Below are 22,571 nucleotides of genomic sequence, written 5' to 3'. Positions count from 1 at the left end.
CACCGCCGTAGCAGAGCAGTCAGAGAGGCACCCTCACCATGAGCAATCTCCCCAAGGTCGCGTGGATAGGCCTCGGCATCATGGGCTCCCCCATGTCCGAGAACCTGATCAAGGCGGGATACGACGTCACCGGCCACACCCTGGAACAGGACAAGCTGGACCGGCTGACCGCCGCCGGCGGGACCGCGGCGGCCTCCGTCGCCGAGGCCGTGCGCGACGCCGACGTCGTCATCACGATGGTGCCCGCCTCCCCGCAGGTCGAGGCCGTCGCGTACGGCCCCGACGGCATCCTGGCCAACGCCCGCCCCGGCACCCTGCTGATCGACATGTCGTCCATCACCCCGCAGACCTCGATCGACCTGGCGAAGGCCGCGCAGGAGAACGGCGTCCGGGTGCTCGACGCCCCGGTCTCCGGTGGTGAGGCGGGCGCCGTCGAGGCCGTGCTGTCCATCATGGTCGGCGGCGACCGGTCCGACTTCGACGAGGCCGTGCCGCTGTTCGAGGCGCTCGGCCGGACGATCGTGCTGTGCGGTCCGCACGGTGCGGGGCAGACCGTGAAGGCCGCGAACCAGCTGATCGTCGCCGTCAACATCCAGGCGTGCGCCGAGGCCGTGGTCTTCCTGGAGAAGTCGGGCGTCGACCTGACGGCGGCCCTCGATGTCCTGGGCGGCGGGCTCGCCGGATCGACCGTGCTGGCCCGCAAGAAGGACAACTTCCTGAACCAGGACTTCAAGCCGGGCTTCCGCATCGACCTGCACCACAAGGACATGGGCATCGTCACCGACGCGGCCCGCACCGTGGGCGCCGCTCTGCCGGTCGGCGCCGTGGTCGCCCAACTGGTCGCCTCGCTGCGCGCCCAGGGTGACGGCGGCCTCGACCACTCGGCCCTGCTGCGGGGCGTGGAACGCCTCTCCGGCGCCCAGGTCTGAGGCGTCACCCCACGCACTTCCGGTCCGCGGCGGCGCCGACATCTGTCCTGTCGCGCCCAGGCGCCGCCGCGGGCCGGAACCGCCGTCCCGGGTACGCCGACTTCCTGAGCGATGTCGGCGAGCCCGCCTCGACGGCCGTACGACCCCTGACGGGGGGTGAAGCTGGGGCCGTCGCCGACGGGTGTGCCGTGCGCCCCGCCCCGGCGATCGACTTCCTCCATCCCCTGCCATCCCCGATCGGCGTCCGGTCCCTGGTGGACCCCCACCAGCCACCGGACGCACGGCCCGCGACCGTTTCCGACCGACCCGGATGAGGGGTGAGCGTCGGCCGCTCGCGGGCAGGGCACGGACCGCGGCGGCGCTGCGCGCCAGTGCGGTGGTGAAGGCCCCGGCCCGCGTCTCGACGTGAGGGACGCGAGACCGGAGCCGCCGCGGCCGCCGCGGTCCGACCCGTCGATCCGACCCGTCGAGTGCACTCAGCCCGCGCACCGCCCAGCCGGTGCCGGGCCTTTCGCGATCAGGGTGCGACACCCCGATCACCGGCGGACGTCAGGGCCCGCTGCCTACGCAAGGCTGCGTAGAGCGTCTACGGAACCCTCAAATCAACCTCTGAAAGCACGCCTGGGGGCTTCAACTGCCCCTGGGGCAGGGCACATTCTCGACACACGAGGCCCGCCGGCACGGGGGCGGCGGGCCTCGACGGGGAAAGGCCCCACGGGGAAACGGGGGTACGGGGGAAGAGCCCACGGGGAACCAACGGGGAAACGGGGGCCCGGGATCGGGGTGAACCGGGGAACGGGGATGCCTTGAGTGACAGCGCGACGAAGCGGCCCGTCCGTACGGGGTCGCGCTGTCGGAGGGGCGGGTCGAGCGCCCGCGGACGTCGGGGGTCGTCCGCGGGCGCTCGGCTTTTTCATGCCGAACGGTCGTGTGCTGTCCCGGATCAGCCCGCTCGGCCGCGGGCGCGGCCGAGCAGCACGCGGGTCGCCGCCTCGCGCAGGATCCGTGGGCCGTCCTGGGTGAGCAGGGATTCGGCGTGGAACTGCAAGGAGGAGAAGTGCGGTCCGCGCAGGGCGTGGATCTCCCCGGTGTCCGGCGAGCGACTGATCTCGACCACGCCCACTCCGGGACAGTCGGCCTTCTCCTCGTCGCTCCAGGCGGCGAAGGCGTTGTAGAAGCCGACGCGTTCGCGGCTCCCGAAGAGGTCGATCTCCTTCTGTACCCCCTGGTTGGGCACCTCGCGTCGCCGCAGCGGGAAGCCGAGACGGGCCGAGAGGACCTGGTGGCTGAGGCAGACCGACAGGAAGGGCCGTCGGCCGTCCAGCAGGCGTCCGGTCGCGGCGGCCAGGTGGGCGATCTTGGGATGGTCCATGTCCCGCGGATCGCCCGGCCCGGGTCCCATGACGACGAGGTCGTGTGCGTCGAGGTCGTACGGCTCGTCGTAGCGGCGAACGGTCACGGCCAGCCCCAGCGCCCGCAGTTGCTGGTCGAGCATGAAGGTGAAGGTGTCCTCGGCGTCGACGATCAGCGCACTGCGGCCGGCGAGTGCCGAGTCCGGGCGCTCGCGCTCGGTGGCATCGGCGAGCCAGAACCCCGCGATCATGTCGTTGCGGCGGGCCAGCGCCGCGTTGATATGAGGATGTGCGCCGAAACCCGACGGGCGGTGGCTCTCCAGGGCGGTGAGCAGCCCGGCGGCCTTGGCACGGGTCTCCTCGACCTCGGACCCCGGGTCCGAGTGCCGTACCAGCGTGGCACCCACGCCGATGCGCAACCGGCCGTCGCCGCCGATGTCGGCGGTGCGGATGAGGATCGAGGAGTCGAGGGTGCGCCCGCCGTCGTCGTCGTGTCCGATCAGGGCGACCGCTCCGCTGTAGTAGCCGCGCCCTCGCGGTTCATGACGGCCGATCACCCGGCAGGCGCTCTCCAGCGGACTGCCGGTGACGGTGGGCGCGAACATGGTCTCGCGCAGGATCTCGCGCACATCGCGCGAGGTACGCCCCTCGACGAAGTACTCGGTGTGCGCCACCCGGGCCATTTCCTTCAGATACGGCCCGGTGACACGGCAACCGTCCGGGCAGATCCGGGCCATCATCTTCAGTTCCTCGTCGACGACCATGTACAGTTCGTCGGTCTCCTTGGGATCGGCGAGGAACGCCATCACGTCCGGCAGCGTGGGACCGCTCGCCGGATAGCGGTAGGTGCCGCTGATCGGGTTCATCACCGCGACGCCGTCGTGCAGGCTGATATGCCGTTCCGGGCTGGCACCGACCAGGGTGCGCTCGCCGGTGTGCACCAGGTACGTCCAGTAGGCGCCCTGCTCGTACTCCAGCAGCCGGCGGAAGAAGCACAGGGCGTGCGCGAGCGTGTAGTCGGTGATGTCCGCGACGAGCGAGCGGTGGATGACGAAGTTGGCGCCCTCGCCCTCGCCGATCTCGTCCCTGATCACCGTGCGCACGATCTCGGCGTACGTCTCGTCGTCCACGTCGAAGTGCTTGCCGGTGACCTCGATCGGCACCTCCGCGATACGGCGCACCGCCTCGGCGACCGTCATCACGGCCTGGTCGGTGACCGTCATGGCCAGCAGCGGTTCGCCGTCGTCGGTGCAGGCGAAGCCGCGCTCGGCGATCTGACGGTAGGGAAGCAGCGCCAGCACCTCGTGTGCCGCCCGTCCCGGGCCCGCGGGCCGGGCGCGGACGGGGAGTTCGGCCAGTGAGCCCACCGCCGAGACGTCGCCGATCACCACCTCCAGCAGCCCCGGTCCCACCGTTTCGGGCCGGTGCAGCAACGCGAAGGGCGGGGGCTGCGGAACCAGGACACGGTCCAGCACATCCTGCGGTGCGGTTGCTCCTGGCGATGTCACGGTGCGGTCACCACCGTGTCGAGCGAGCTGACGAGCGCCTCGGTGGTGAGGACCACCGCGCAGCGCTCGGCCGCGTACTCCAGCGCCATCCGGTGGTGTCTCGCGGAGAAGTCGGCGACCGCGTCGGCCACCAGGAACGTCTCGATGTCGTGGCTGAACGCCTCGACGGCCGTCATCAGCACTCCGACGTGCGCGTACACCCCGCACAGGATGAGCTGGTCACGGCCTTGCTCCCGCATCCAGTCGAGCAGACCGGAGCGGAAGAAGGCGCTGTATCGCCACTTGGTGAACATCCGGTCCGTGGCGGCCGGCGTCAGCTCGTCGATGATCTGCCGGTCCTCCGGGGCCGGGCGCATCCCGGGGCCCCAGAAGTCCTTCAGCAGTCCTCGTTCCCGCTCGTCCATGCCTCCGGGCTGCGCCGTGTACGCCACCGGGACGCCGACGGCGGCACAGCGCTCGCGCAGTCGTGCGGCACTGCCGACCAACTCGTCGCGGAGCGCCCCGTCCGCGGGAAGGGGCTTGAGGAAGTAGCGCTGCATGTCGTGGACGAGGAGGACCGCGCGGCCGGCGTCCGGCACCCAGGACGCCGTGTTGCCGGGCAGGTCGCTCGCGGTGGGCAGGGGGTAGGAATGGACAGGGGGTATGCCGGACATGAACGTCTCCCGTGTGATCAGGATGTCCCGGCCGCCCGGACTTGCCTGCGCGGCCGGACAAGGCTGTGCGTGCGATGTCAGGCGCCGAGCGCCGCGCCTCCGTCGACGGTGAGGGCGTGCAGCGTGACGTGGGACGCCTGGTCGGACAGGAGGAAGACGACCGCGTCCGCCACGGCGGACGGCTGGGCGATCCGGCCCAGCGGGATGCCCACGCGGAACACCTCGGGGCGACCCTCGACGGTGTGCCGGGGCCCGGACTCGTCCTGCCACATGGAGGTGAGCATCGGGGTCTCGGTGGAACCCGGGGCGACCACGTTGCAGCGGATCCCGTGCCGGGCGACCTCCAGGCCCAGGCACTTGGTGAACATCGTCGCGGCGGCCTTGGACGCGCAGTAGGCGGCCATGTCCGTGCGGGGCGTGCCCGCCGCGTTGGAGGCGACGGTGACGATCGCCCCTCGGGCGCGCTCGACCATCCGGTTGACCACTGCCCGGGACATGTGGAACACGCCCGTGGTGTTCACGGCGAAGGTGCTGAGCCAGTCCTCGTCGGTCAGCTTCCGGGCCTCACCGAGCCGCAGCACTCCCGCCGCGTTCACCAGGTAGTCCACCGCCCCCACCCGGTGTTCCACCGCCTCCACCAGCGCGTCGGCCGCCGTGCCGGAGGTCACGTCCGTGGAGAACGCCTCCACCGTGAGTCCTTCCGCGGTCAGTCGCCCCACCGTCTCCTCGAGCCCGTCGGTGTCCCTGTCGACCGCCGCGATCCTGACGCCCCGCTCGCCCAGACTCCGGACGACCGCTTCGCCGATTCCTCCCGCGGCGCCGGTGACGATTGCTGTCCTGCCTTCCATCCCTACGAACCTCCCCGTTGACTTCGTCGTTCGCGGAATTCGACCCTGCGCTCATCCCCGCCACTCGGCGGCCACCGCGATGGCCTGCCGGGGGTTCAGCCTCGGATCGCACAGACTCGTGTACTTGACCCCGACCTGGTCGAGCCGCGTGTGGTCGGCCACGCACTCGGTGACCTCGTCGGGGGTGGTCTCCAGATGCATGCCGCCGGGGACGCCGCCGGCCGTGCGAACCGCCGACTGGAACTCCCGGACCTCGTGCAGGATCGACTCCATGAACCGGGTCTTCAGACCGTCCGGCCCGCTGACGGTGTTGCCGTGCATGGGATCGGTCAGCCAGACGACCGGGTGGCCCGCCCTGCGGACCGCCTCGACCAGCGGCGGCAGTTTCGCGGTCACCGCCTCGGCGCCCATGCGCGCGATGAGCGTCAGACGGCCCGGCTCGCGTGCCGGATCGAGGCGCTCGCAGAGGGCCACCAGCTCGTCGTGGGTCATCGTCGGCCCCACCTTGCACGCGACGGGGTTCGCCACGTCGGCCAGGAGCGCGACATGGGCGCCGTCCAGCTGGCGGGTCCGTTCGCCTATCCAGGGCCAGTGCGTGGAAGCGAGCAGCAGTCGCCCGTCGTCCGTGCGCCGCAGCAGGGGGACCTCGTAGTCCAGTACGAGGGCCTCGTGGCTCGTCCACACCTTCGGCTCGACGGGCGGCTCCGGTGCCGGCCGGGTGCCGGACGGGCGAGGCGGTTCGTCACCGGTCCAGCCGAGGAACGTCATCGCGTCGCTCGCGGCCTGGTAGCACATCAGCATCCGGGCCGGGTCGTGGCGCCTGGCGTGCGGGGCGGGCTGCGGATCGTTCACCATGTGGCCGCGGTAGACCGGGAGTTCCATATCGCTCACCAGTTCGGTCGCGCGGGAGCGCGGTTTGGCGAACTGACCCGCGATCCGGCCGACGCGCAGCACCGGCTTGGACGAGGCGGTCTTCATCACTCCCGCCAGCGCGTCGAGCACGCCCGCCTTGCGTGCGACGGACCCTGCCGTGCACTCCATCGGCACCTCGGCGCAGTCTCCGGCCTGGATCACCTGGAGTTCGCCGGCCGCGACGCGCGCGAGCAAGCGGCGGAACATGTCGGTGTCCTCGACCCTGACCAGCGCGGGCGCGGCGGCGAGCCGGCGTCTCACCCGCACGAGCAGCTCCCGATCCGCCCAGGCCGGTTGCTGCCGTGCCGGCGGCGGATCCGCGTCCCTGTGGACGCCCTCGGCCGCGCGGTCGTCCGTCCAGGCGGCCAGAGTGGCGGACCTGTCGGCGATCCCTGACATTCACTTCCCCCGTTGATTGAGTTACCTGTGTCGTTCAGCTGCCGGTGACCTGGTTCAGCAGCTCCCCCCACTCCCGGGACGCGGGTGCCTCGTCGCCGCGCCAGGCCACGTGCTGGTCTGGCCGGACGAGCACCAGGTCGCGCTCCCACACGGCGCGTACGGCGGCGCTGTCGACGGTGAGCAGGTCGACCGGAAAGCCGCCGCGCCGTGCCTGCTCCACCAGGTCCTTGCCCCGGTTCTCACCGGAGAGGTCCACCAGGGTGAACCCGCTGCTCAGCCGGTCGAACAGGGGTGTGCCGTCCGTCAGCCGCACGTTCGGTGCGCGGCCACCGGGCCAGGTGCTCGGGACGATCGACTGCCACTGCCAGTCGGGCTCCGGGGCGTCCTCGTGCCGCACGACCGGGGAGCCGGTGTAGCGGTAGCCGAAGTGGATGCCCATGTTGTCGATCTGGAAGCTCTCCTTGTCGAGGTACGCCGCCAGCTGGGGGCGCGACGCCCCGGCGGCCGCCAGCTGCGGGAACCTCATCCACACGGCGAGCAGGTTGGCGCACATCTCCCGATTGAACAGGGCGACGGGCCGGCGCTCGGCCTCGTAGGAGTCGAGCAGGCCCGGACCGGCCCAGCCGTTCAGCGTGGCGGCGAGCTTCCATCCGAGGTCGCAGGCGTCGCCGAGTCCGGTGTTCGCACCGTGCCCGCCGGTCGGATAGAACTGGTGCGCCGAGTCCCCCGCGAGGAAGACCCTGCCGCTGCGGTAGGAGTCGGTGACGGCCAGCCGTCCGTACCAGTGCGCCACGTTGAGCACCTCGTCGACCGCGAAGTCGAATCCCAGGCGTTCCTTGACGACGGCGAGCGGCTCCTCGGGCTCGGGTGTGTCCTCGGGGAGGACGAACGTGCCGGTCCAGGTACGTCCGCCGTCCCGGTTGACCAGGGTCGCTCCGCCGGCCGTGATGGTGAGGAAGGACGGTCCGTGGCGGAACAGGGCGGGGTCCTCGCTGCGGAAGTACACATCGCAGTGGCGGGTGCTCGGGCCGTTCTGCTGGGTCGCGATACCGGCGCGGCGCCGCACCGTGCTGCCGCCCCCGTCGCACCCGACGAGATAGTCGGCTCGCACGGTCCGCTCGGTGCCGCGGACCTCGTCGGACAGGCGCGCTGACACCCCGTCCCCGTCGTCGGCCAGATCCAGCAGGGCCCAGCCCTCGCACAGGTCGATCAGCGGATGCTCGCGCACCTGCCGGCGCAGGACGTCCTCCAGCAGCGAGCCCTGGAGCCGCTGGTACGGCTCGAGCGGCGCGGAGCCGTCGGTGACCTCGGCGAACCTCTCGCGCAGCCCCGCCACCGACGGGTAGGTCCACACCGAGACGGGCGGCTGCCCGTGGTCGGTGATCCAGAGGAAGTCGAACGGCTCGTCGGCGGCGACACCGCGCCGGCGAATCTCGTCGGTCACGCCGAGACGGCGCAGCAACTCCATGCTGCGGCCGTTGATGAAGTCCATCTTGGGGTGCGCCGAGACGGTCGTGGAACGCTCGACGACGGTACTGCGCACGCCGTGGTGGGCCAGCTCCAGCGCGAGGGTCGCACCGACCGGTCCGGCGCCGACGATCAGGACGGGTGTGCTGTCGGGGAGGGCGGAAGCGTGGTCGGGCACGGATGCTCCTGTGAGATCGGCGCGGGAGAAGGCAACGGGCTGTCGGGTCGGGGCACCGCACCGTCGGTCGCGGTCCGGGCCCCGATCCCGGTCGCTACGAGGGCTGGGCCCCGGTCTGAGGCCGGGCGTCGAAGCGGATGAACCGGGTGAGCAGGGCCGCGACGACGGCCACGGCCACCGAGCACCACAGGGCGAACTGGTAGCCGGACACGAGAGCCTCCAGCGGTTCCTGGGTGTCCGTCACCGCATGGGTGCGGGCGTCGGCGATCGCGACGAGTCCGGCGAGGCCGATCGCCCCGCCCGCCTGGTACGTCGTGGTCGCGAGGCCCGAGCCCGCACCGGCGATCGGGCCGGTGAGCCCCATCGTGCACACCACGAAGGACGAGACGATGGAGACGCCCAGGCCGAAGGACCACAGCACGGCGGGCAGCAGGAAGCCCGTGACATAGCCGGCGTCGACGTCGATCACCGCCGCCCAGGCGGCGAGAGCCAGGGCCTGGACGAGGACGCCTCCCATCAGGACGTTCTGCGGACCGAACCGCAGCACCCGCGGGGCCACCTGCGTGCCGGCCAGCATGGCCAGCGGGATGGGCACGTAGGACAGGCCCGCCTTCGCCGGACCGTAGCCGCGCACCTGCTGCAGATAGATCGTGATGATGAAGAACGTGGAGATCAGCAGGGTGCCCACCAGAGCGAAGGCCACATTGCCGATGACCAGTGGACGCATACGCAGCAGCACGGACGGCAGGACCGGATCGTCGGCGGTGCGCTGACGGACGACGAAAGCGACGAGCAGCACCGCGGCGCCGGCGAACCCGGCCAGGGTCGCGGCCGAGCCCCAGCCCTCGGCACCACCGCGGGCGATGGCGAAGATGAGGGCCAGCAGACCGCCGGTGGCGGTGACCGCGCCGACCACGTCGAGCCGGGCGTCCGTCTGGGGACCGGTGGCCGGGAGCAGCCGCAGGCTGGCCAGGAGGATGCCGACGCCGATCGGGACATTGATGATGAAGATCCACTCCCAGCCGGCCGTGGTGAGCAGTCCGCCGAGCACCAGACCGACCGGCGCGGCGACACCGCCCATGCCCATGAAGAGGCCGAGCGCCTTGTTGCGGTCCGGCCCCTCCGGGAAGATGTCCGTGATCAACGCGAGGGCCGCCGGGGTGACCAGCGCCGCCCCCAGTCCCTGCAGCAGCCGCGCGACGACCAACTGCCAGTCGTCGGCGGCGAGTCCGCAGCCCAGCGAAGCGAGCGTGAAGAGGGCCACGCCCGCGGTGAAGAGCCGCCGTCGGCCGATGACATCGGCGGCGCGGCCCGCCAGCAGCAGGAAGCCGGCGAAGCCGAGCAGATAGGCGTCGACGACCCAGGCCAGGCCGGTGGCCGAGAAGCCGAGGTCGTCCCTGATGGCGGGCAGCGCGATGTTCACCACCGAGGCGTCCATCACCGACATGAACTCGATCAGTGCCAGCACCGAGAACATCGCCCAGGGACCGCGGCCGCCGCCCTTGTCGGCCGTCCCCGACGCCGGGGAGCCGGCGTCGACGGCCCCGCTCCGGCTCGGCGTGATGTCGTTGGTCATGAAGGTGTCCCATTCGTCGTGTCATCGGGGTCGGTGCCTGCTGCGGCTCGCTGCGACGTGAGCAGTGGCGCGGTCACACTGGTCAATCGTCGGCAGACGCCGTGCCCCGGGCATCACGTCATCACGCCATCCTTCGTGACGCGCGGGGCACTTGGGCGGTCGAGAGGCGGCCGCGGCAGATCGCGTGAAACTGTGATGTCCGGACGCGAGCGCGGGCGCCATGCTGCGGCGAAGGGCAAGAACGTTTGCCGCCGGAACGCGCGAAAGGCCGACCCGTGATCATCTTCAAGTACACGCTGCCCGTCAACGACCCGAGCCTTCCCGAACACCCGGAGATCGACCGCGACCAGCTCTGGGAGAGCCTGGTGCACAAGGCGGCCAACCCGGTCTCGTACGTGCCGTCGATCAGCTTCGCGGAGGTGCTGGAGGAGTTCGAGGGCGGCTTCGTGCGGCGTATCGCGCTCCGTGGCGACCATTCGGTACTGCTGCGGGAGCGGGTGACTCTGGAGCGGGGGCGGCGCATCGTCTTCACCCAGCTGGACAACCCGCTGCTGACCGAGATCACCAACGAGATCGGCGTCGACGCGGAGGGCCTGCTCACCTTCACGTTCACCGCCACGCTGTCCGCGGCGGGCCTGGAGCGGAGCCGGCAGGAGGCAGGTTTCATCGCGGAGAACGACCTGTTGTTCTACGACACGGCGGCCGCCACGGTGAACACCGTACGGCTCACGGCGGCCCGTACGGTGACCGCGGCCTGAACCGCGGACATGCGGGAATGCCGCGGTCCAGGACCCGTGAGAGGGCCCGGGACCGCGGCATTCGCGCGGTCGGTGCGGTGGTTACGCGAAACCACCGTTGGCGTGGATGGTCTGGCCGGTGAGCCAGCGCCCGTCCTCACCGGCGAGGAACGCCACGACGTCGGCGATGTCGCCCGGCTGCCCGAGCTTGCGCAGCGGGGTCTGGGCGATCAGGGTGTCGAGGTTGGCCCGCGCCTCGGGAGCGAGCATGTCGGTGTCGGTCGGGCCCGGGGCCACGGCGTTGACGGTGATGCCGCGCTCGCCCAGCGCGTGGGCGAGGGACCGGGTGAGGACCTCGACACCCACCTTGGTGGCACCGTAGGCGCCGAGGAAGGCGATGGCGCCCGACGGCAGTCCGGCGGAGAGGTTGATGACCCGGCCGCCGTCCCTCAGGTGCTTGGTGGCCTGCTGGTGGGAGAGGAAGACGCTCTTGAGGTTGGTCGCGACCAGCCGGTCGAAGTCCTCCTCGCTGATGTACTCCACCGGTGCGGCGGCCACGGTCGCGGCGTTGTTGACGACGATGTCGACGCCACCGAACTCCTTGACCGCGGTGTCGTACAGAGCGGCCACGTCGGCGGAGACCGACACATCGGCCTGGACGGCGACGGCCTTGCCGCCGGCACCGGTGATGGCCTTCACCGTCTCCTGCGCCGCGTCGGCGTTGCTCTGGTAGTTGACGACGACGGCGGCACCCTCGCGGCCGAGGCGCTCGGCCGTCGCACGGCCGATGCCCCGCGACGCGCCGGTGACGATGGCGACCTTGCCGTTGAGACTCATCTCTGTTGACTCCTTGGTCAGAGCGGATGACAGGTGGTGACAGCGCTTCCGTGCGCCCGGTTCAGCCCGGTAGTGGTACGGACTGGGCGTGCCGGAAGACGTTCTTGGGGTCCCACTTGGCCTTGGCCTGCTGCAGCCGTGGGAAGTTGACGCCGTAGTACAGGTCGTGCCAGGGCACGCCCGACTTGTTCCACGCCGGGTCGGAGAGGTCTCCGTCGGCGTAGTTGACGAAGCAGCCGTCGGTGACGGTGTTCGACACGGGCACACCGCCGGTGCCGCCGTACACGTCCCGGTAGAACTCGCGGATCCAGGCCTCGTGCCAGGAGTCCTGCGCCGCGTCCCGCCAGAAGTTCACGTACATCAACTTCATGACGGAGTCGCGCTGGGACACCGCGGTCGCGGTCGGGGAGACGGAGTTGACCCTGCCGCCGTACGAACTGATCAGCACCAGGGCACCGGGGTACGGGTAGTCGGAGCGCGTCAGATGCCTGTGGAACGCCGCGACATGGGCGTCCGTGAAGGTCTTGCGCATGTAGGCGGACTTGCCCTTGAAGCGGTTGGTGGGGTCGCCGCCGCCGGTGAAGCCGGGCCACTCGACGCCGTGCAGCCATGGCAGGGTGCGGCGTTCGTCGACCTGGAAGGAGACACCCGTGCCCTGGTTCACGGCCGCGAGGAAGTCGTCGAGCAGTCGGTCCGCGCCGGAGACAGTCGCGTCGATCTCCGTGGTCAGGGAGAAGGATCCGGCGGCCTTGGGCGCGGGCTTCAGCTGGCTGAACAGCCCGGCGTAGGGAGAGGACGCGGAGCTGTTCCGCTCGCACCAGGTCCCATAGTTCTTCAGGATCCGGCCGAACGACTGCTCGGTCAGGTCGGCCCAGGACCAGGAGACGGAGCTGACCAGCAGCGAGGCCGGAGGCTTGGGCAGCAGGTTCTCGGGCGCGGAGCCCGTGGCGTTCGGGGACCGGAACAGATAGCGGGTCACCACACCGAAGTTGCCGCCGCCGCCACCGGTGTGCGCCCACCACAGGTCCCGATGGGGGTCCGAGGCGTCCCTGGTGGCCGTGACCAGCCGGGCCTTGCCGCCGGAGTCCACCACGACCACCTCGACCCCGTACAGGTGGTCGACGATGAGCCCGTGCCGCCGGGAGAGCGCCCCGTAGCCGCCGCCTGCCACGTGGCCGCCCGCCCCGACCGAGGGGCAGGTACCGCCGGGCAGGACGATCCCCCATCCCTTGTACAGGGCTTTGTACATCTGCACCATCGTGGCGCCCGCCTCCACCGCGAACGCCTGGCGGGAGGAGTCGAAGTACACCTGGTTCATCTGCGACATGTCGATGACGACCTTGATGCCGTCGCTGACCCAGGGTTCGTAGCAGTGCCCGCCGCTGCGCACGGCGATCCGCTTGCCCGCGCCCACGGCCTCCTGGACGGCGCTCAGCACCTGGCCGGCCGAACTCACGATGCGGACGGAGTCGGGCTTGCCGACCCACCGCTGGTTGAACCCGCGGACCAGGTCCCCGTACTGCTGGTCCGCCGGTGTGACGGTGAAAGGACCGTAGGCGACCGCCTCCCGCGCCTCCGCGGTGGCCGCTAGGGCCGTCGGGGCACCGCCGACGACGGTCCCCGCCGCCGCGGAGGTCACCAGGAATCTTCGACGCGATATCCCACTCATGTACTGCTCCCCCATCGAATATCGGTCCCGCCTGCCCATGGACGGCTCGAGACCCGTGCTGCGACCGGCCCCCGCGGCGGGATCACCAGCCTGTCAACCACGCCTCGTCCGCCACATCGCGTCTTCACGTGATCCTCGGACGCTCCGGCAGGAGTACCGGCGGCCCGACGCCGGGAAAAGCTCACGAGAACCGGGGATGCTCTCGGGCGGCGCGCGGGGGGAGGCTGCTCGTCGGCGGGGCGGCCGTGGCAGTCGGCGTACGGCGTCCGCCAGTTGCCGGACCACAGGAGGCGAGCACCCATGACCGAGCTGAGCTGGACCCTTCCGGTCGTCGGAGAGGACGAGGGGGGAAGACGGCGGCTGGACCCCGAGGAGGTCTGGCAGGGCCTCCTGCGCAAGGCGGAGAATCCCGTTCCGTTCATCGCGGGCATCACCGGGTGCCAGGTGCTGGAGCGCCACGAGGACGGACTGCTGCGGGAGATCACGGTGGCGGGCCGGGCCAAGGCCCGTGAGCGGGTCGTGTTCCACGATCGCCGGCTCATGGTCTTCCACCAGATCGACGACCCGTACCTGGCCGAGATCCACAACGAGATCGGGCGGGACGAGCAGGGGGCGACCACGCTCACGATCAGGGTGCTGCTCTCGGCGGAGGGGAAGGCCAAGGGCGAGAGGGACGGCTCCTTCGTGGAGTCGACCTCACGCTACTTCGGCGGGATCGTGCAGCCCATCGTCGACACCCTCGTTCGCTCGCGGAGCGAGGTCGGGCCCGGGGCGTGACCGCCGGGGACGGTCACGCCCCGGCGCGTCAGGCGGTGGTCCCCTCACCGCCTCCGTCGTGCAGCATCGCCTGCCGCGCCAGCTCCACCCGGCTGGAGACACCCAGCTTGGCGAAGGCATGGCGCAGATGCGTGTCGACCGTGTGCGGCGACAGGAACAGCCGCTCGGCGGCGGCCCGGTTGGTCAGCCCTTCGGCGACCAGGCGCACCACACGCAGTTCGGCGCCGGTGAGGCTGTCCCAGCCCGTCTGCGCCCGCTGCGCCGACTGCCACTTCTTGCGGCGTACGCCCAGGCCGCGCAGTGCCCGCTGGACCCGTGCCATGGACCGGGTCGCACCGCAGTCGGTGAACCGGCCGAGGGCCTCCTCCAGCAGGGCCACCGCGCGGCCCCGGCGCCCCGCCCGGGTCTCGGCGTGCGCGGCGTCCTCCAGGGCGATGGCCCGCGCCAGATGGCGCGGGCCGGCACGGTAGGCGTCCACCGCCGCGTGCAGCATCGCCACATCGTCGGCGAGGAGACCTTCGGCGTGGTGGGCGGCGGCAGCCAGCGAGAGGGTCTTCGGGGTGTCGTCGGCGAGTTTGCGGGCTGCGACCGCCGCGGCCCGGGCCTCCTCGGACGCCCCCGCGTCGAGCGCGAAGCGCACCAGGGCGGGCGCCGCCCACGCGACCTGGGTCAGCAGCAGCGGGCGCTCGTCGAGTCTTTCGTACACCCCCGACAGAGCCGTCACCGCGGCTTGGGGGTTCCCCTCGGCGTACGCCAACTGGGCCTGCAGCCAGGCGATGTCCTCCGGCACGACCCCGTAACCGGACTCGGCCATACGGTGCGCCTCCGTGAACAGCTTGCGGGCCCGCACCAGTTCGTCCCGGTGTATCGCCACCTGCCCGAGAATGGTGAGGAGGGACGGAACGATGGCCAGCGCACTGAGCTGTTCGGCCACCGCCTTCCCGGCCAGGGCCTCGGCCTGGGCATCGCTCAACTGGCCCGCCATGAGCCGAAGTTCGGCTCGGCCGTAGTGCCACAGGGGAAGTGACCAGGCGGAGCCCAGCGCTCGGGTGTCGTTCTCCCCGAGTTCCAGGACGGCGTCGGCCTCGCCGAAGCGGTCGGCGGCGACCAGTGCCCGGCCCAGCCACAGCCGGGGATGCCGGTGCCGCGCGTCGCCGCCTGTGTCGTCGGCGAGCTGCACGGCGTCCGAGGCGAGCGAGATGGCCTCGTCGACCCGGCCCAGGATGCGCGCGGCGACACTGAGAGCCGCGCCCGCGTACACCACCGTGTCCGGCTCGCCGACCGCCATCGCCTCGATCGCGGAGGCCTCCGCGCCTCTCACGTCGTCGCCGTTGAGCAGGGCGTGCGACTGGACCGCGAGGAGTTGCCCCCGGACCGCGTCCGGGACGCCCGGCCGGGTCAGGGCCCGGCGGGTGTACTCGACCGCCATCGCGTCCTGGCCGGCATGCTTCAGCGCCTCGGCCAGCCCGACGTACACCGAGGCCTCCTGTGCCCGGCTGATGTTGCGGTGCAGCGCCTCGGCACCCAGGTCACGGGCCTCGGTGATGCGGCCGGACGAAGCCAGCAGACTCACCGCCCGCGCGATGAGGCCGGGCGCCTCGGGGTCGTCGGCGGACAGCAGGCCGAGCGCCTCCAGAACCAGGTCGGCGGCCGTGCTGGGGGAGGTGGGGGCCACCTCGTCCGCTGCCGCGCAGAGCACGTCGATGGTGTGCGGGTTGTCGCGGCTGGCGCCGCGGATCAGGTGCAGCGCGGTCTCGGCGCGGGGGCTGCCCGCGGCCTCCAGGACCGTGGCGGCCTCCTGGTGCAGGATCCGCCGGACGGATCCGGTGAGGGAGTCGTAGACCGCCTCCCGGATGAGGTCGTGCCGGAAGGCGAGTGCCGTGCCGTCGTCGACCAGGACGTGCGCCTCCACCGCCTCCTCCACCCGGGGCAGCAGGGCGAAGCCGCGCTCGCCGAGCAGACCGGCCGCTTCGCTCGGCAGGAACGGGCGCCCGAACACCGAACCCGCTTCCAGGAGCCGGCGTGTCGGGGCGGACAGGTGGCGCAGCTGGTAGTCCACCGCGCTCAGGAAGTCGTCGGGCAGGGCGTCGTTCCCGACGACCTCCACCATGCCGTCCACACGCAGCAGCCGGTCGTCGTCCTCCAGCGCGTTGAGCAACTGTTCGAGCAGGAAGGGGTTGCCGTCACTGCGCGCGGCGAGAGCCGCCAGGTCGGGGCTCGGCGCCGCGCCGAGCACGTGCGAACAGAGCTGGACGATGGCATCGGGGTCGAGTCGTCCGAGGACGACATGTTCCGCACCGTCCTGGAGGAGCCGACCGACCACGTCGTATCTCGACTCCTGGGCCGACGGCGAGCGCCGTGCCAGCAGCCACTGCACCGAACAGGCGCGCAGCCTGGGCACCAGGATCTGCAGGGTGAACGCCGTGAGTTCGTCCATGGACTGGGCGTCGTCCAGGGCTATGACGAGCGGACGGGTGCGGGCGTGCTCCTCGATGAGGTCGCCGAGCCGGCTGACCAGCCAGAAGCGGTCGGCCTCCTGGCTGCCCAGGCCGCGGAGCGCCGACATGTCCGCCCGGTCCACGACCGGAGGCACGCTGTCCCGCAGCGCGGACAGCAACACCGCGAGCGGCGCCACCCGGTCGAGCTCGGTGGCGCGGCCCAGGGCGAAGGTCATCCCCAGCCGCTCCGCCTCGCGGGCCGCTTCCTGCAGCAGTCGGCTCTTGCCGATGCCGGGCGGTCCCTCCACCACGAGGCACCGTCCGCTGCCCGACGCCGTGGCCCGCAACGCTTCGCGCAATAAGCCCAGTTCGGTGTCCCGACCGACGGCTGGGCCCGCGTTCTTCACAACCATGCTCTGTCTCGTTCCCCCGTGGTGATCGACCGACGACGGGCCCTGTTCTCCCGGCCCGGCTCGTCGTCGGCACATGCTTTCGATGCCCACCGTAACCGCTGCCGAACGTTCCGCGAGCTGGGATTTCTCGTGGATCCCGGCTCGATCATGGCTGAAATTCTCGACCCCCGGTGGCACATATATGCGTAGTGCATGTAGTGCTCCTGGTCCCTCCGCACGGCCGTACGGGTCACGCACACACCGGTCATCTCGGGACACTCGCACCGGGTGAGCCGTCCGGCCCGAATGTCGCGTGACACGCGGGGGCGGGATCACGTGAACGAGCGATGTCACGCCACCGCCGGTCGGCGAAGGATTCTCGTCATAAGGAACACGGCAAACCCGAGTGACGCGGACCCAGGAACTACGGGGGTTCCCTGCTCGACATCCGCAGGGAGGGGATGTGTGATGTTCACCAATCTTTCTTTCGGCCGCAGACTCCGGCTGAGGCGCCTGTACGGCGGCGACGGCGACCGACTGCTCGTCGTGCCGCTGGACCACCCCATCAGCGACGGGCCGATCATCACGCGGGACGGCGGACTCGACACCCTGGTCGGCCAGATCACCGACAACGGCGCCGACGCGGTGGTCCTGCACAAGGGCGGACTGCGTCATGTGCACCCGGCCCGGTTCTCGCGGACCTCGCTGATCGTCCATCTGAGCGCGAGCACGATCCACGCGCAGGACCCGGACGCCAAGTACCTCGTGAGCGGCGTCGACGAGGCCCTGAGGTACGGCGCCGACGGGGTCAGCGTCCACGTCAACCTCGGTTCGGCCGAGGAGCAGCAGCAGATCGCGGACCTCGGCCGGGTGTCGGACCTCTGCGACCGGTGGAACGTGCCGCTGCTGGCGATGATCTACCCGAGGGGGCCGAAGGTCACCGATCCACGGGACCCGGCCCTCGTGTCGCACGCCATCACCGTGGCCGCCGAACTCGGCGCCGACATCGTCAAGACGCCGTACGTGGGCTCACCGGACGAGATGGCGGACGTGGTCAAGGACGCCGCCATTCCGGTCATCGTGGCGGGCGGACCGCGCAAGACCACCGTGCCCGACGTGCTCGCCTATGTCGACGAGGCCCTGCGCGGTGGCGTCAGCGGCTTCGCGATGGGCCGCAACATCTTCCAGTCCGCCGATCCGGGCGCGATGACGCGGGAGATCGCGCAGCGCCTGCACCAGGTCCACGACCACTCCTTCGGCGACCGGCACTCCACGCAGGGCTCGCACCCGGGGCAGTTGCAGACCCTCGCCGGCTGAGCCACCGCACCGACATCTGCCACCCCTCCACCACCCCAAAACTCTACGGGAGTACGGAACATGAAGATCAGCTGGCTGGACGTGCGGGACCTCGGCGAGGCCAAGGAGGCGATCCTGCAGGAGGCGCTGCACCACCGCGTCGAGGGCATCGTCGCGGACGACACCAAGGATCTGGCGGACCTGCCTCCCACGGTCACCAAGATCCTCTTCCCGCACGGCAAGGACCTCCCCGACGACTTCGGCGACGCCACGGTGGTCGTGGTGGACCCCGCCCGGCACGGTGTGACCCCGGCCGAACTGGCCATCAAGCACCCCGGGGTGGAGTTCGGCCGTTTCGTGGAGATCATCGACGCGCCGACCCTGGAGGACGCCTGCGAGTCGGCGCGTACGGAGCGGTGGAGCCTGCTGCTCTTCCGTGACCCCACCAAGATCCCGCTGGAGATCGTCATCGCCGCGGCCGCCCGGGCGACCGGCAGCCTGGTCACCGTCGCCCAGGACGTCGAGGAGGCGGAGATCATCTTCGGTGTCCTGGAGCACGGTTCGGACGGCGTGATGATGGCGCCGAAGGCGGTCGGGGAGGCGGCCAAGCTGAAGGCCGCTGCACAGGCCGACGTGCCCGACCTCGACCTGACGGAGCTGGAGGTGGTGGAGACCGCGCACATCGGCATGGGTGAGCGTGCCTGCGTGGACACCTGCACCTACTTCCGCGAGGACGAGGGCATCCTGGTCGGCTCGCACTCCAAGGGCATGATCCTGTGCGTCAGCGAGACGCATCCGCTGCCCTACATGCCGACGCGCCCGTTCCGCGTCAACGCGGGCGCCATCCACTCCTACACCCTGTCCAAGGACGAGCGCACCAGCTACCTCAGCGAACTCAAGGCGGGCAGCAAGGTGATGGCCGTCGACATCAAGGGCCGGACCCGGATGGTGACGGTCGGCCGGGTCAAGATCGAGTCCCGTCCGCTCATCTCCGTCGACGCGGTCGCGCCGAACGGCCGCCGGGTCAACCTCATCCTCCAGGACGACTGGCACGTGCGGGTGCTCGGCCCCGGTGGCGTCGTCCTCAACAGCACCGAACTCAAGCCCGGTGACAAGGTGCTGGGCTACCTGCCCACCGAGGACCGGCACGTCGGTTACCCGATCGACGAGTTCTGCCTCGAGAAGTGAGTCCTGTCATGTCGGTGGCGACGGACGGACGACCGGTGCTGGACTTCCACGTCCGGCTCGCGCCGGTGGCCGGGGCGCCGGACCGTCTGCTCGCCACCATGGACGAGTGCGGCATAGGCCGCGCGGTGGTCTGTGCGGGCGGCACCATGCCGCTCGCACAGCTCTCCCGGTTCCTGGTGGAGGGCGGGCACATCGAGTCCGACGCGGACAACGAGGCGGTGCTGCGGGCCTGCGCCGCGTCCGACGGCCGGCTCATCCCCTTCTACTTCGCCAACCCGCACCGGGACCCGGAGCACTACCACCGGGCCGCGGCGCACTTCCGCGGCGTGGAGATCTCCCCGGCGGTGCACGGCGTCGCACTGGACGACCCGCGCACCGCCGACCTCGTCGAGGTGGCTCGGGACGTCGGGCACAGCGTGTACACGGTCTGCCTGGAACGGCCGGGCAGCAGGGTCGCCGACCTCGTGTCGCTCGCCGCACGCCACCCCGAGGTCACCTTCGTCCTCGGACACGCGGGCATCGGGAACATCGACCTGTACGCGGTCGAGTCCATCGCTCCGCTGCGCAACGTGCTGCTGGAGACATCGGGCGGCTACACCTGCGTGGCCCGCGCCGCGGTGGATCAACTGGGCGCGGACCGGGTGCTGTTCGGCTCCGAGGCCCCGCTGCAGCATCCGGAGGTGGAGCTGACCAAGCTCCGCCGTCTGGGGATCGGTGACGACGACTGGCAGAAGATCGCGTGGCGCAACGCGTGCCGTCTTCTCGGACTGGAGGGAACGGAGTGACGACGATGGACAAGCTGCCCCGCATCGGGGACTGGGCCACTTACGACGAACTCGCGGCGCGACAGCGGGCGGTGCTGCCCCAGGTCCTGGCGCGGGCCGCCAAGTCGCCCTTCTACCGGTCCCGGCTGGGCCCGGACGGCATACCGGACGATCTCGCCGGTTTCCGCCGACTGCCCACCACCACCAAGACCGACCTGCGCGACAACTACCCGTTCGGCATGCTGGGCGTCGCCAACAGCGAACTGGCCACGTACCACGAGTCCAGCGGTTCCACCGGCCGGCCGACGCCCTCCTACTACACGGAGGACGACTGGGTCGATCTCGCCGAGCGTTTCGCCCGCAAGCGGGTCGCCATCGGCTCATCGGACACCCTGCTGGTGCGCACCCCCTACGCCATGCTCCTCACCGGGCATCTGGCGCACGCGGCGGGGCGGTCGCACGGTGCGACGGTGGTCCCGGGCGACAACCGTTCACTGGCCATGCCGTACTCACGGGTGGTCAGAGCGCTGCACGACCTCGGCGTCACGCTGACCTGGTCGATGCCCACGGAGTGCCTGCTGTGGGCCGCCGCGGCCAAGGCCGTGGGGCTCCGCCCCGACGAGGACTTCCCGGCACTGCGCGCGCTGTTCGTCGGCGGCGAGCCGCTCAGCCCGGCCCGGCGGGCCCGGATCAGCCGGGTGTGGGGGGTGCCGGTGGTGGAGGAGTACGGCTCCACCGAGACCGGAAGCCTGGCCGGGGAGTGTTCCGAGGGTCGGCTGCATCTGTGGGCCGACCGTGTCCTGTTCGAGGTACGGGACCCGGAGACCGGGGAGATCGGCACCGAAGGCACCGGGCAGCTCGTCGTGACGCCGCTCCACCGGGAGGCCATGCCGCTGCTGCGCTACAACCTGGAGGATGCCGTCGAGGTGTCCTACGACCCGTGTCCCTGCGGCTGGGTGCTGCCCACCGTCACCGTCCTCGGGCGGGCCGTCTACGGACACCGGATCGGCGGGACCCTGGTCACCCAGCACGGGCTGGAGGACCTCGTGTACCGGCTCCCGGACGCCTACGGCGTGCTCTTCTGGCGGGCGCAGACAGCCTCCGACCATCTGCGGGTCGAGATCGAGGTCGAGGCCGCGCACGAGGCCGCGGCATGTGCCGAACTCGCGGCGACGGTACGCCGGGAGCTGGGCGTCGAGTGCCGGGTCGAAGGGGCGGCGCCGGGCGGCCTGGTGCCGAGGGACGTGCTCACGGGCATGCCCGATGTCGTCAAGCCCCGAAGTCTGTTCGGTCCCGACGAGGACTGGAACAAGGCCGTCCTCTACTACTGAGACCGCTCGTCGAGAGTTGTGATCATGATTCAGAGTCGAAGAGACCCCACATGGAGTCACGGCGAGAGCCGCATCGCGATCGTGGGTGCCGGCATCGCCGGCCTCACCGTGGCCCTGGCCCTCGGGCGGGCCGGCATCCGCAGCGAGGTCTTCGAACAGACGAAGAACCTCCGCGAGGTGGGCGCCGGCGTGCAGATCGCGCCCAACGCCACCCGCCTGCTGCACCGTCTCGGTCTCGATCGACGGCTGAGCGCGACGGCGGTGCGCCCGTCCGCGGTGGAGATGCGCCGCTGGGACGACGGCCGGCTGCTCAGCCGCACCGAACTCGGAGACACCTGCGAGGACCTGTACGGGGCGCCGTACTACACGGTGCACCGCGCCGACCTGCATCAGGCGCTGCTGTACGGCATCGACGACAACAACCTGCACATCGGCCGCCGATGCGTGGGCGTCGAGGAACTGCCGGAGGCGGTGCGGCTCCGTTTCGAGGACGGCTCGGTGCACGAGGCGGACGTGGTGATCGGCGCCGACGGCATCCACTCGGTGGTGCGTGACACCCTCGCCCTGGACGAGCCCAGGTTCTCCGGGCAGTCCATGTACCGAGGGTTGGTGCCGGGCCATCACCTGCCGTTCCTCGTGGAGGACCCGAAGGTACGGCTGTGGCTGGGGCCGGACCAGCACTGCGTGTGCTATCCGGTGAGCGCGGGGAAGTGGATCAGTGTCGGGGCCACGGCCCCGGCCGGGAACCGGTCGGTCGAGTCATGGACCGCCGAGGGCCGTGTCGAGGACCTCGTCCAGACGTACCAGGGCTGGGACGAGGAGGTGCTCACCGTCCTCAAGGCGCTCGGCAGGGTGGGTCGCTGGGCCCTGCACGACCGCGACCCGCTCCAGCGCTGGACCACCGGCAGGATCGCGGTGGTGGGGGACGCGGCGCATCCCATGCTCCCCTTCCAGGCCCAGGGTGCCAACCAGTCGATCGAGGACGCGGTCGTGCTCGCCGACTGCCTGCGCGGGGTCACGCGGGACGGCATCCCCGAGGCGCTCACCCGCTACGAGCGCGTGCGCCGACCGCGCACCGACCAGCTCCAGCGGATGTCCCGGGCGAACGCCCGTACCTTCCATCTCTCCGACGGACAGGGGCAGCGCGAGCGCGACCAGGTTCTGGCCGGCGCCCAGAACCTGCGCGCGCAGGAGTGGTTGTACGGCTACGACGCCGAGTCGGCACTCCTGGCGGAGTGACGCGCAGGACGGACACGACGGCGCCACGGCCCCCCGGGCCGTGGCGCCGTCGTGTCCGTCCTGCGCAAGTCCGGCGGACGT

The 22,571-nt window shown here is 71.0% G+C and carries 17 protein-coding genes; 8 read left to right on the top strand and 9 right to left on the bottom strand.

What is annotated here, in order from left to right; translation table 11 throughout:
- Window positions 1–38 precede the first annotated feature (38 nt).
- Entirely contained in the window at window positions 39–929 is an 891-nt protein-coding gene (locus E4N62_RS09220) for a 2-hydroxy-3-oxopropionate reductase (protein ID WP_230213450.1), read from the top strand.
- 943 nt (window positions 930–1,872) lie between these two features.
- Here E4N62_RS09220 and E4N62_RS09215 read toward each other — a convergent pair.
- The 6 genes from E4N62_RS09215 to E4N62_RS09190 all read right to left on the bottom strand — a co-directional run bounded on the left by E4N62_RS09215 (window position 1,873) and on the right by E4N62_RS09190 (window position 9,822).
- A complete protein-coding gene (locus E4N62_RS09215) occupies window positions 1,873–3,789 on the bottom strand; it encodes an anthranilate synthase family protein (protein WP_230213449.1) in 1,917 nt (638 codons plus the stop codon).
- Window positions 3,786–4,442, bottom strand: a complete 657-nt coding sequence (locus E4N62_RS09210; RefSeq protein ID WP_230213448.1) for an isochorismatase family protein — start codon at window positions 4,440–4,442, stop codon at window positions 3,786–3,788. Before E4N62_RS09210 ends, E4N62_RS09215 begins: the two co-directional genes overlap by 4 nt.
- A 77-nt stretch (window positions 4,443–4,519) precedes the next feature.
- A complete protein-coding gene (locus E4N62_RS09205; protein WP_230213447.1) occupies window positions 4,520–5,290 on the bottom strand; it encodes a 2,3-dihydro-2,3-dihydroxybenzoate dehydrogenase in 771 nt (256 codons plus the stop codon).
- Between the two features lie 51 nt (window positions 5,291–5,341).
- On the bottom strand, window positions 5,342–6,601 hold the full coding sequence (locus E4N62_RS09200; RefSeq protein ID WP_230213446.1) for a 3-deoxy-7-phosphoheptulonate synthase: 1,260 nt from the start codon (window positions 6,599–6,601) through the stop codon (window positions 5,342–5,344).
- A 34-nt stretch (window positions 6,602–6,635) separates the two neighbouring features.
- Window positions 6,636–8,246 carry an FAD-dependent monooxygenase gene (locus E4N62_RS09195; protein WP_230213445.1) on the bottom strand — a complete coding sequence of 537 codons (1,611 nt, stop codon included), beginning with the start codon at window positions 8,244–8,246 and terminating at the stop codon, window positions 6,636–6,638.
- 94 nt (window positions 8,247–8,340) lie between these two features.
- Window positions 8,341–9,822 carry an MFS transporter gene (locus E4N62_RS09190; RefSeq protein WP_230213444.1) on the bottom strand — a complete coding sequence of 494 codons (1,482 nt, stop codon included), beginning with the start codon at window positions 9,820–9,822 and terminating at the stop codon, window positions 8,341–8,343.
- A gap of 275 nt (window positions 9,823–10,097) precedes the next feature.
- Here E4N62_RS09190 and E4N62_RS09185 point away from each other — a divergent pair, with 275 nt between their 5' ends.
- Window positions 10,098–10,580, top strand: a complete 483-nt coding sequence (locus tag E4N62_RS09185; RefSeq protein WP_184901019.1) for an SRPBCC family protein — start codon at window positions 10,098–10,100, stop codon at window positions 10,578–10,580.
- Between the two features lie 81 nt (window positions 10,581–10,661).
- Here the strand turns inward: E4N62_RS09185 and E4N62_RS09180 are convergent, their stop codons facing one another.
- Window positions 10,662–11,396, bottom strand: a complete 735-nt coding sequence (locus E4N62_RS09180) for an SDR family oxidoreductase (RefSeq protein ID WP_184901018.1) — start codon at window positions 11,394–11,396, stop codon at window positions 10,662–10,664.
- A 61-nt stretch (window positions 11,397–11,457) separates the two neighbouring features.
- Window positions 11,458–13,065 (bottom strand): FAD-binding oxidoreductase, encoded by a 1,608-nt coding sequence (locus tag E4N62_RS09175; RefSeq protein ID WP_230213443.1) that lies wholly within the window; start codon window positions 13,063–13,065, stop codon window positions 11,458–11,460.
- 300 nt (window positions 13,066–13,365) lie between these two features.
- Between E4N62_RS09175 and E4N62_RS09170 the strand changes: the two genes are divergently transcribed.
- Complete coding sequence (locus tag E4N62_RS09170; protein WP_230213442.1) at window positions 13,366–13,842, top strand: AtaL-like protein; 477 nt, start codon at window positions 13,366–13,368, stop codon at window positions 13,840–13,842.
- 28 nt (window positions 13,843–13,870) lie between these two features.
- Here E4N62_RS09170 and E4N62_RS09165 read toward each other — a convergent pair whose 3' ends face one another.
- Complete coding sequence (locus tag E4N62_RS09165) at window positions 13,871–16,693, bottom strand: helix-turn-helix transcriptional regulator (RefSeq protein ID WP_230213441.1); 2,823 nt, start codon at window positions 16,691–16,693, stop codon at window positions 13,871–13,873.
- A gap of 447 nt (window positions 16,694–17,140) precedes the next feature.
- Here E4N62_RS09165 and E4N62_RS09160 point away from each other — a divergent pair, with 447 nt between their 5' ends.
- From E4N62_RS09160 to E4N62_RS09140, 5 genes are read left to right on the top strand one after another with little or no spacing between them, the layout of a single operon-like run.
- Entirely contained in the window at window positions 17,141–17,989 is an 849-nt protein-coding gene (locus E4N62_RS09160; protein WP_230213440.1) for a 2-amino-3,7-dideoxy-D-threo-hept-6-ulosonate synthase, read from the top strand.
- Between the two features lie 60 nt (window positions 17,990–18,049).
- The gene (gene griH / locus E4N62_RS09155) at window positions 18,050–19,156 is read left to right on the top strand and encodes a 3-amino-4-hydroxybenzoic acid synthase (protein ID WP_230213439.1); all 1,107 of its coding nucleotides are present in this window, start codon (window positions 18,050–18,052) and stop codon (window positions 19,154–19,156) included.
- A gap of 8 nt (window positions 19,157–19,164) precedes the next feature.
- On the top strand, window positions 19,165–19,941 hold the full coding sequence (locus E4N62_RS09150; protein ID WP_230213438.1) for an amidohydrolase family protein: 777 nt from the start codon (window positions 19,165–19,167) through the stop codon (window positions 19,939–19,941).
- Between the two features lie 5 nt (window positions 19,942–19,946).
- Entirely contained in the window at window positions 19,947–21,251 is a 1,305-nt protein-coding gene (locus E4N62_RS09145) for a phenylacetate--CoA ligase family protein (protein ID WP_230213437.1), read from the top strand.
- A 24-nt stretch (window positions 21,252–21,275) separates the two neighbouring features.
- A complete protein-coding gene (locus E4N62_RS09140) occupies window positions 21,276–22,490 on the top strand; it encodes an FAD-dependent monooxygenase (RefSeq protein ID WP_230213436.1) in 1,215 nt (404 codons plus the stop codon).
- Window positions 22,491–22,571: the final 81 nt, after the last annotated feature.

Origin of the sequence: Streptomyces sp. MNU76, from assembly GCF_020982545.1 — a bacterium.
Lineage (GTDB): Bacteria > Actinomycetota > Actinomycetes > Streptomycetales > Streptomycetaceae > Streptomyces.
Note: the sequence above shows the minus strand (reverse complement) of the source record. Positions and strands in the feature narration are given on the sequence as shown.

Coding starts and splice junctions, on each gene's coding strand:
- E4N62_RS09220 (WP_230213450.1), top strand. CDS start 39: ATGAGCAATCTCCCCAAGGTCGCGTGGATAGGCCTCGGCATCATGGGC.
- E4N62_RS09205 (WP_230213447.1), bottom strand. CDS start 5,290: ATGGAAGGCAGGACAGCAATCGTCACCGGCGCCGCGGGAGGAATCGGC.
- E4N62_RS09140 (WP_230213436.1), top strand. CDS start 21,276: ATGATTCAGAGTCGAAGAGACCCCACATGGAGTCACGGCGAGAGCCGC.
- E4N62_RS09165 (WP_230213441.1), bottom strand. CDS start 16,693: ATGGTTGTGAAGAACGCGGGCCCAGCCGTCGGTCGGGACACCGAACTG.
- E4N62_RS09170 (WP_230213442.1), top strand. CDS start 13,366: ATGACCGAGCTGAGCTGGACCCTTCCGGTCGTCGGAGAGGACGAGGGG.
- E4N62_RS09150 (WP_230213438.1), top strand. CDS start 19,165: ATGTCGGTGGCGACGGACGGACGACCGGTGCTGGACTTCCACGTCCGG.
- griH (WP_230213439.1), top strand. CDS start 18,050: ATGAAGATCAGCTGGCTGGACGTGCGGGACCTCGGCGAGGCCAAGGAG.
- E4N62_RS09200 (WP_230213446.1), bottom strand. CDS start 6,601: ATGTCAGGGATCGCCGACAGGTCCGCCACTCTGGCCGCCTGGACGGAC.
- E4N62_RS09160 (WP_230213440.1), top strand. CDS start 17,141: ATGTTCACCAATCTTTCTTTCGGCCGCAGACTCCGGCTGAGGCGCCTG.
- E4N62_RS09180 (WP_184901018.1), bottom strand. CDS start 11,396: ATGAGTCTCAACGGCAAGGTCGCCATCGTCACCGGCGCGTCGCGGGGC.
- E4N62_RS09145 (WP_230213437.1), top strand. CDS start 19,947: ATGGACAAGCTGCCCCGCATCGGGGACTGGGCCACTTACGACGAACTC.
- E4N62_RS09190 (WP_230213444.1), bottom strand. CDS start 9,822: ATGACCAACGACATCACGCCGAGCCGGAGCGGGGCCGTCGACGCCGGC.
- E4N62_RS09175 (WP_230213443.1), bottom strand. CDS start 13,065: ATGAGTGGGATATCGCGTCGAAGATTCCTGGTGACCTCCGCGGCGGCG.
- E4N62_RS09210 (WP_230213448.1), bottom strand. CDS start 4,442: ATGTCCGGCATACCCCCTGTCCATTCCTACCCCCTGCCCACCGCGAGC.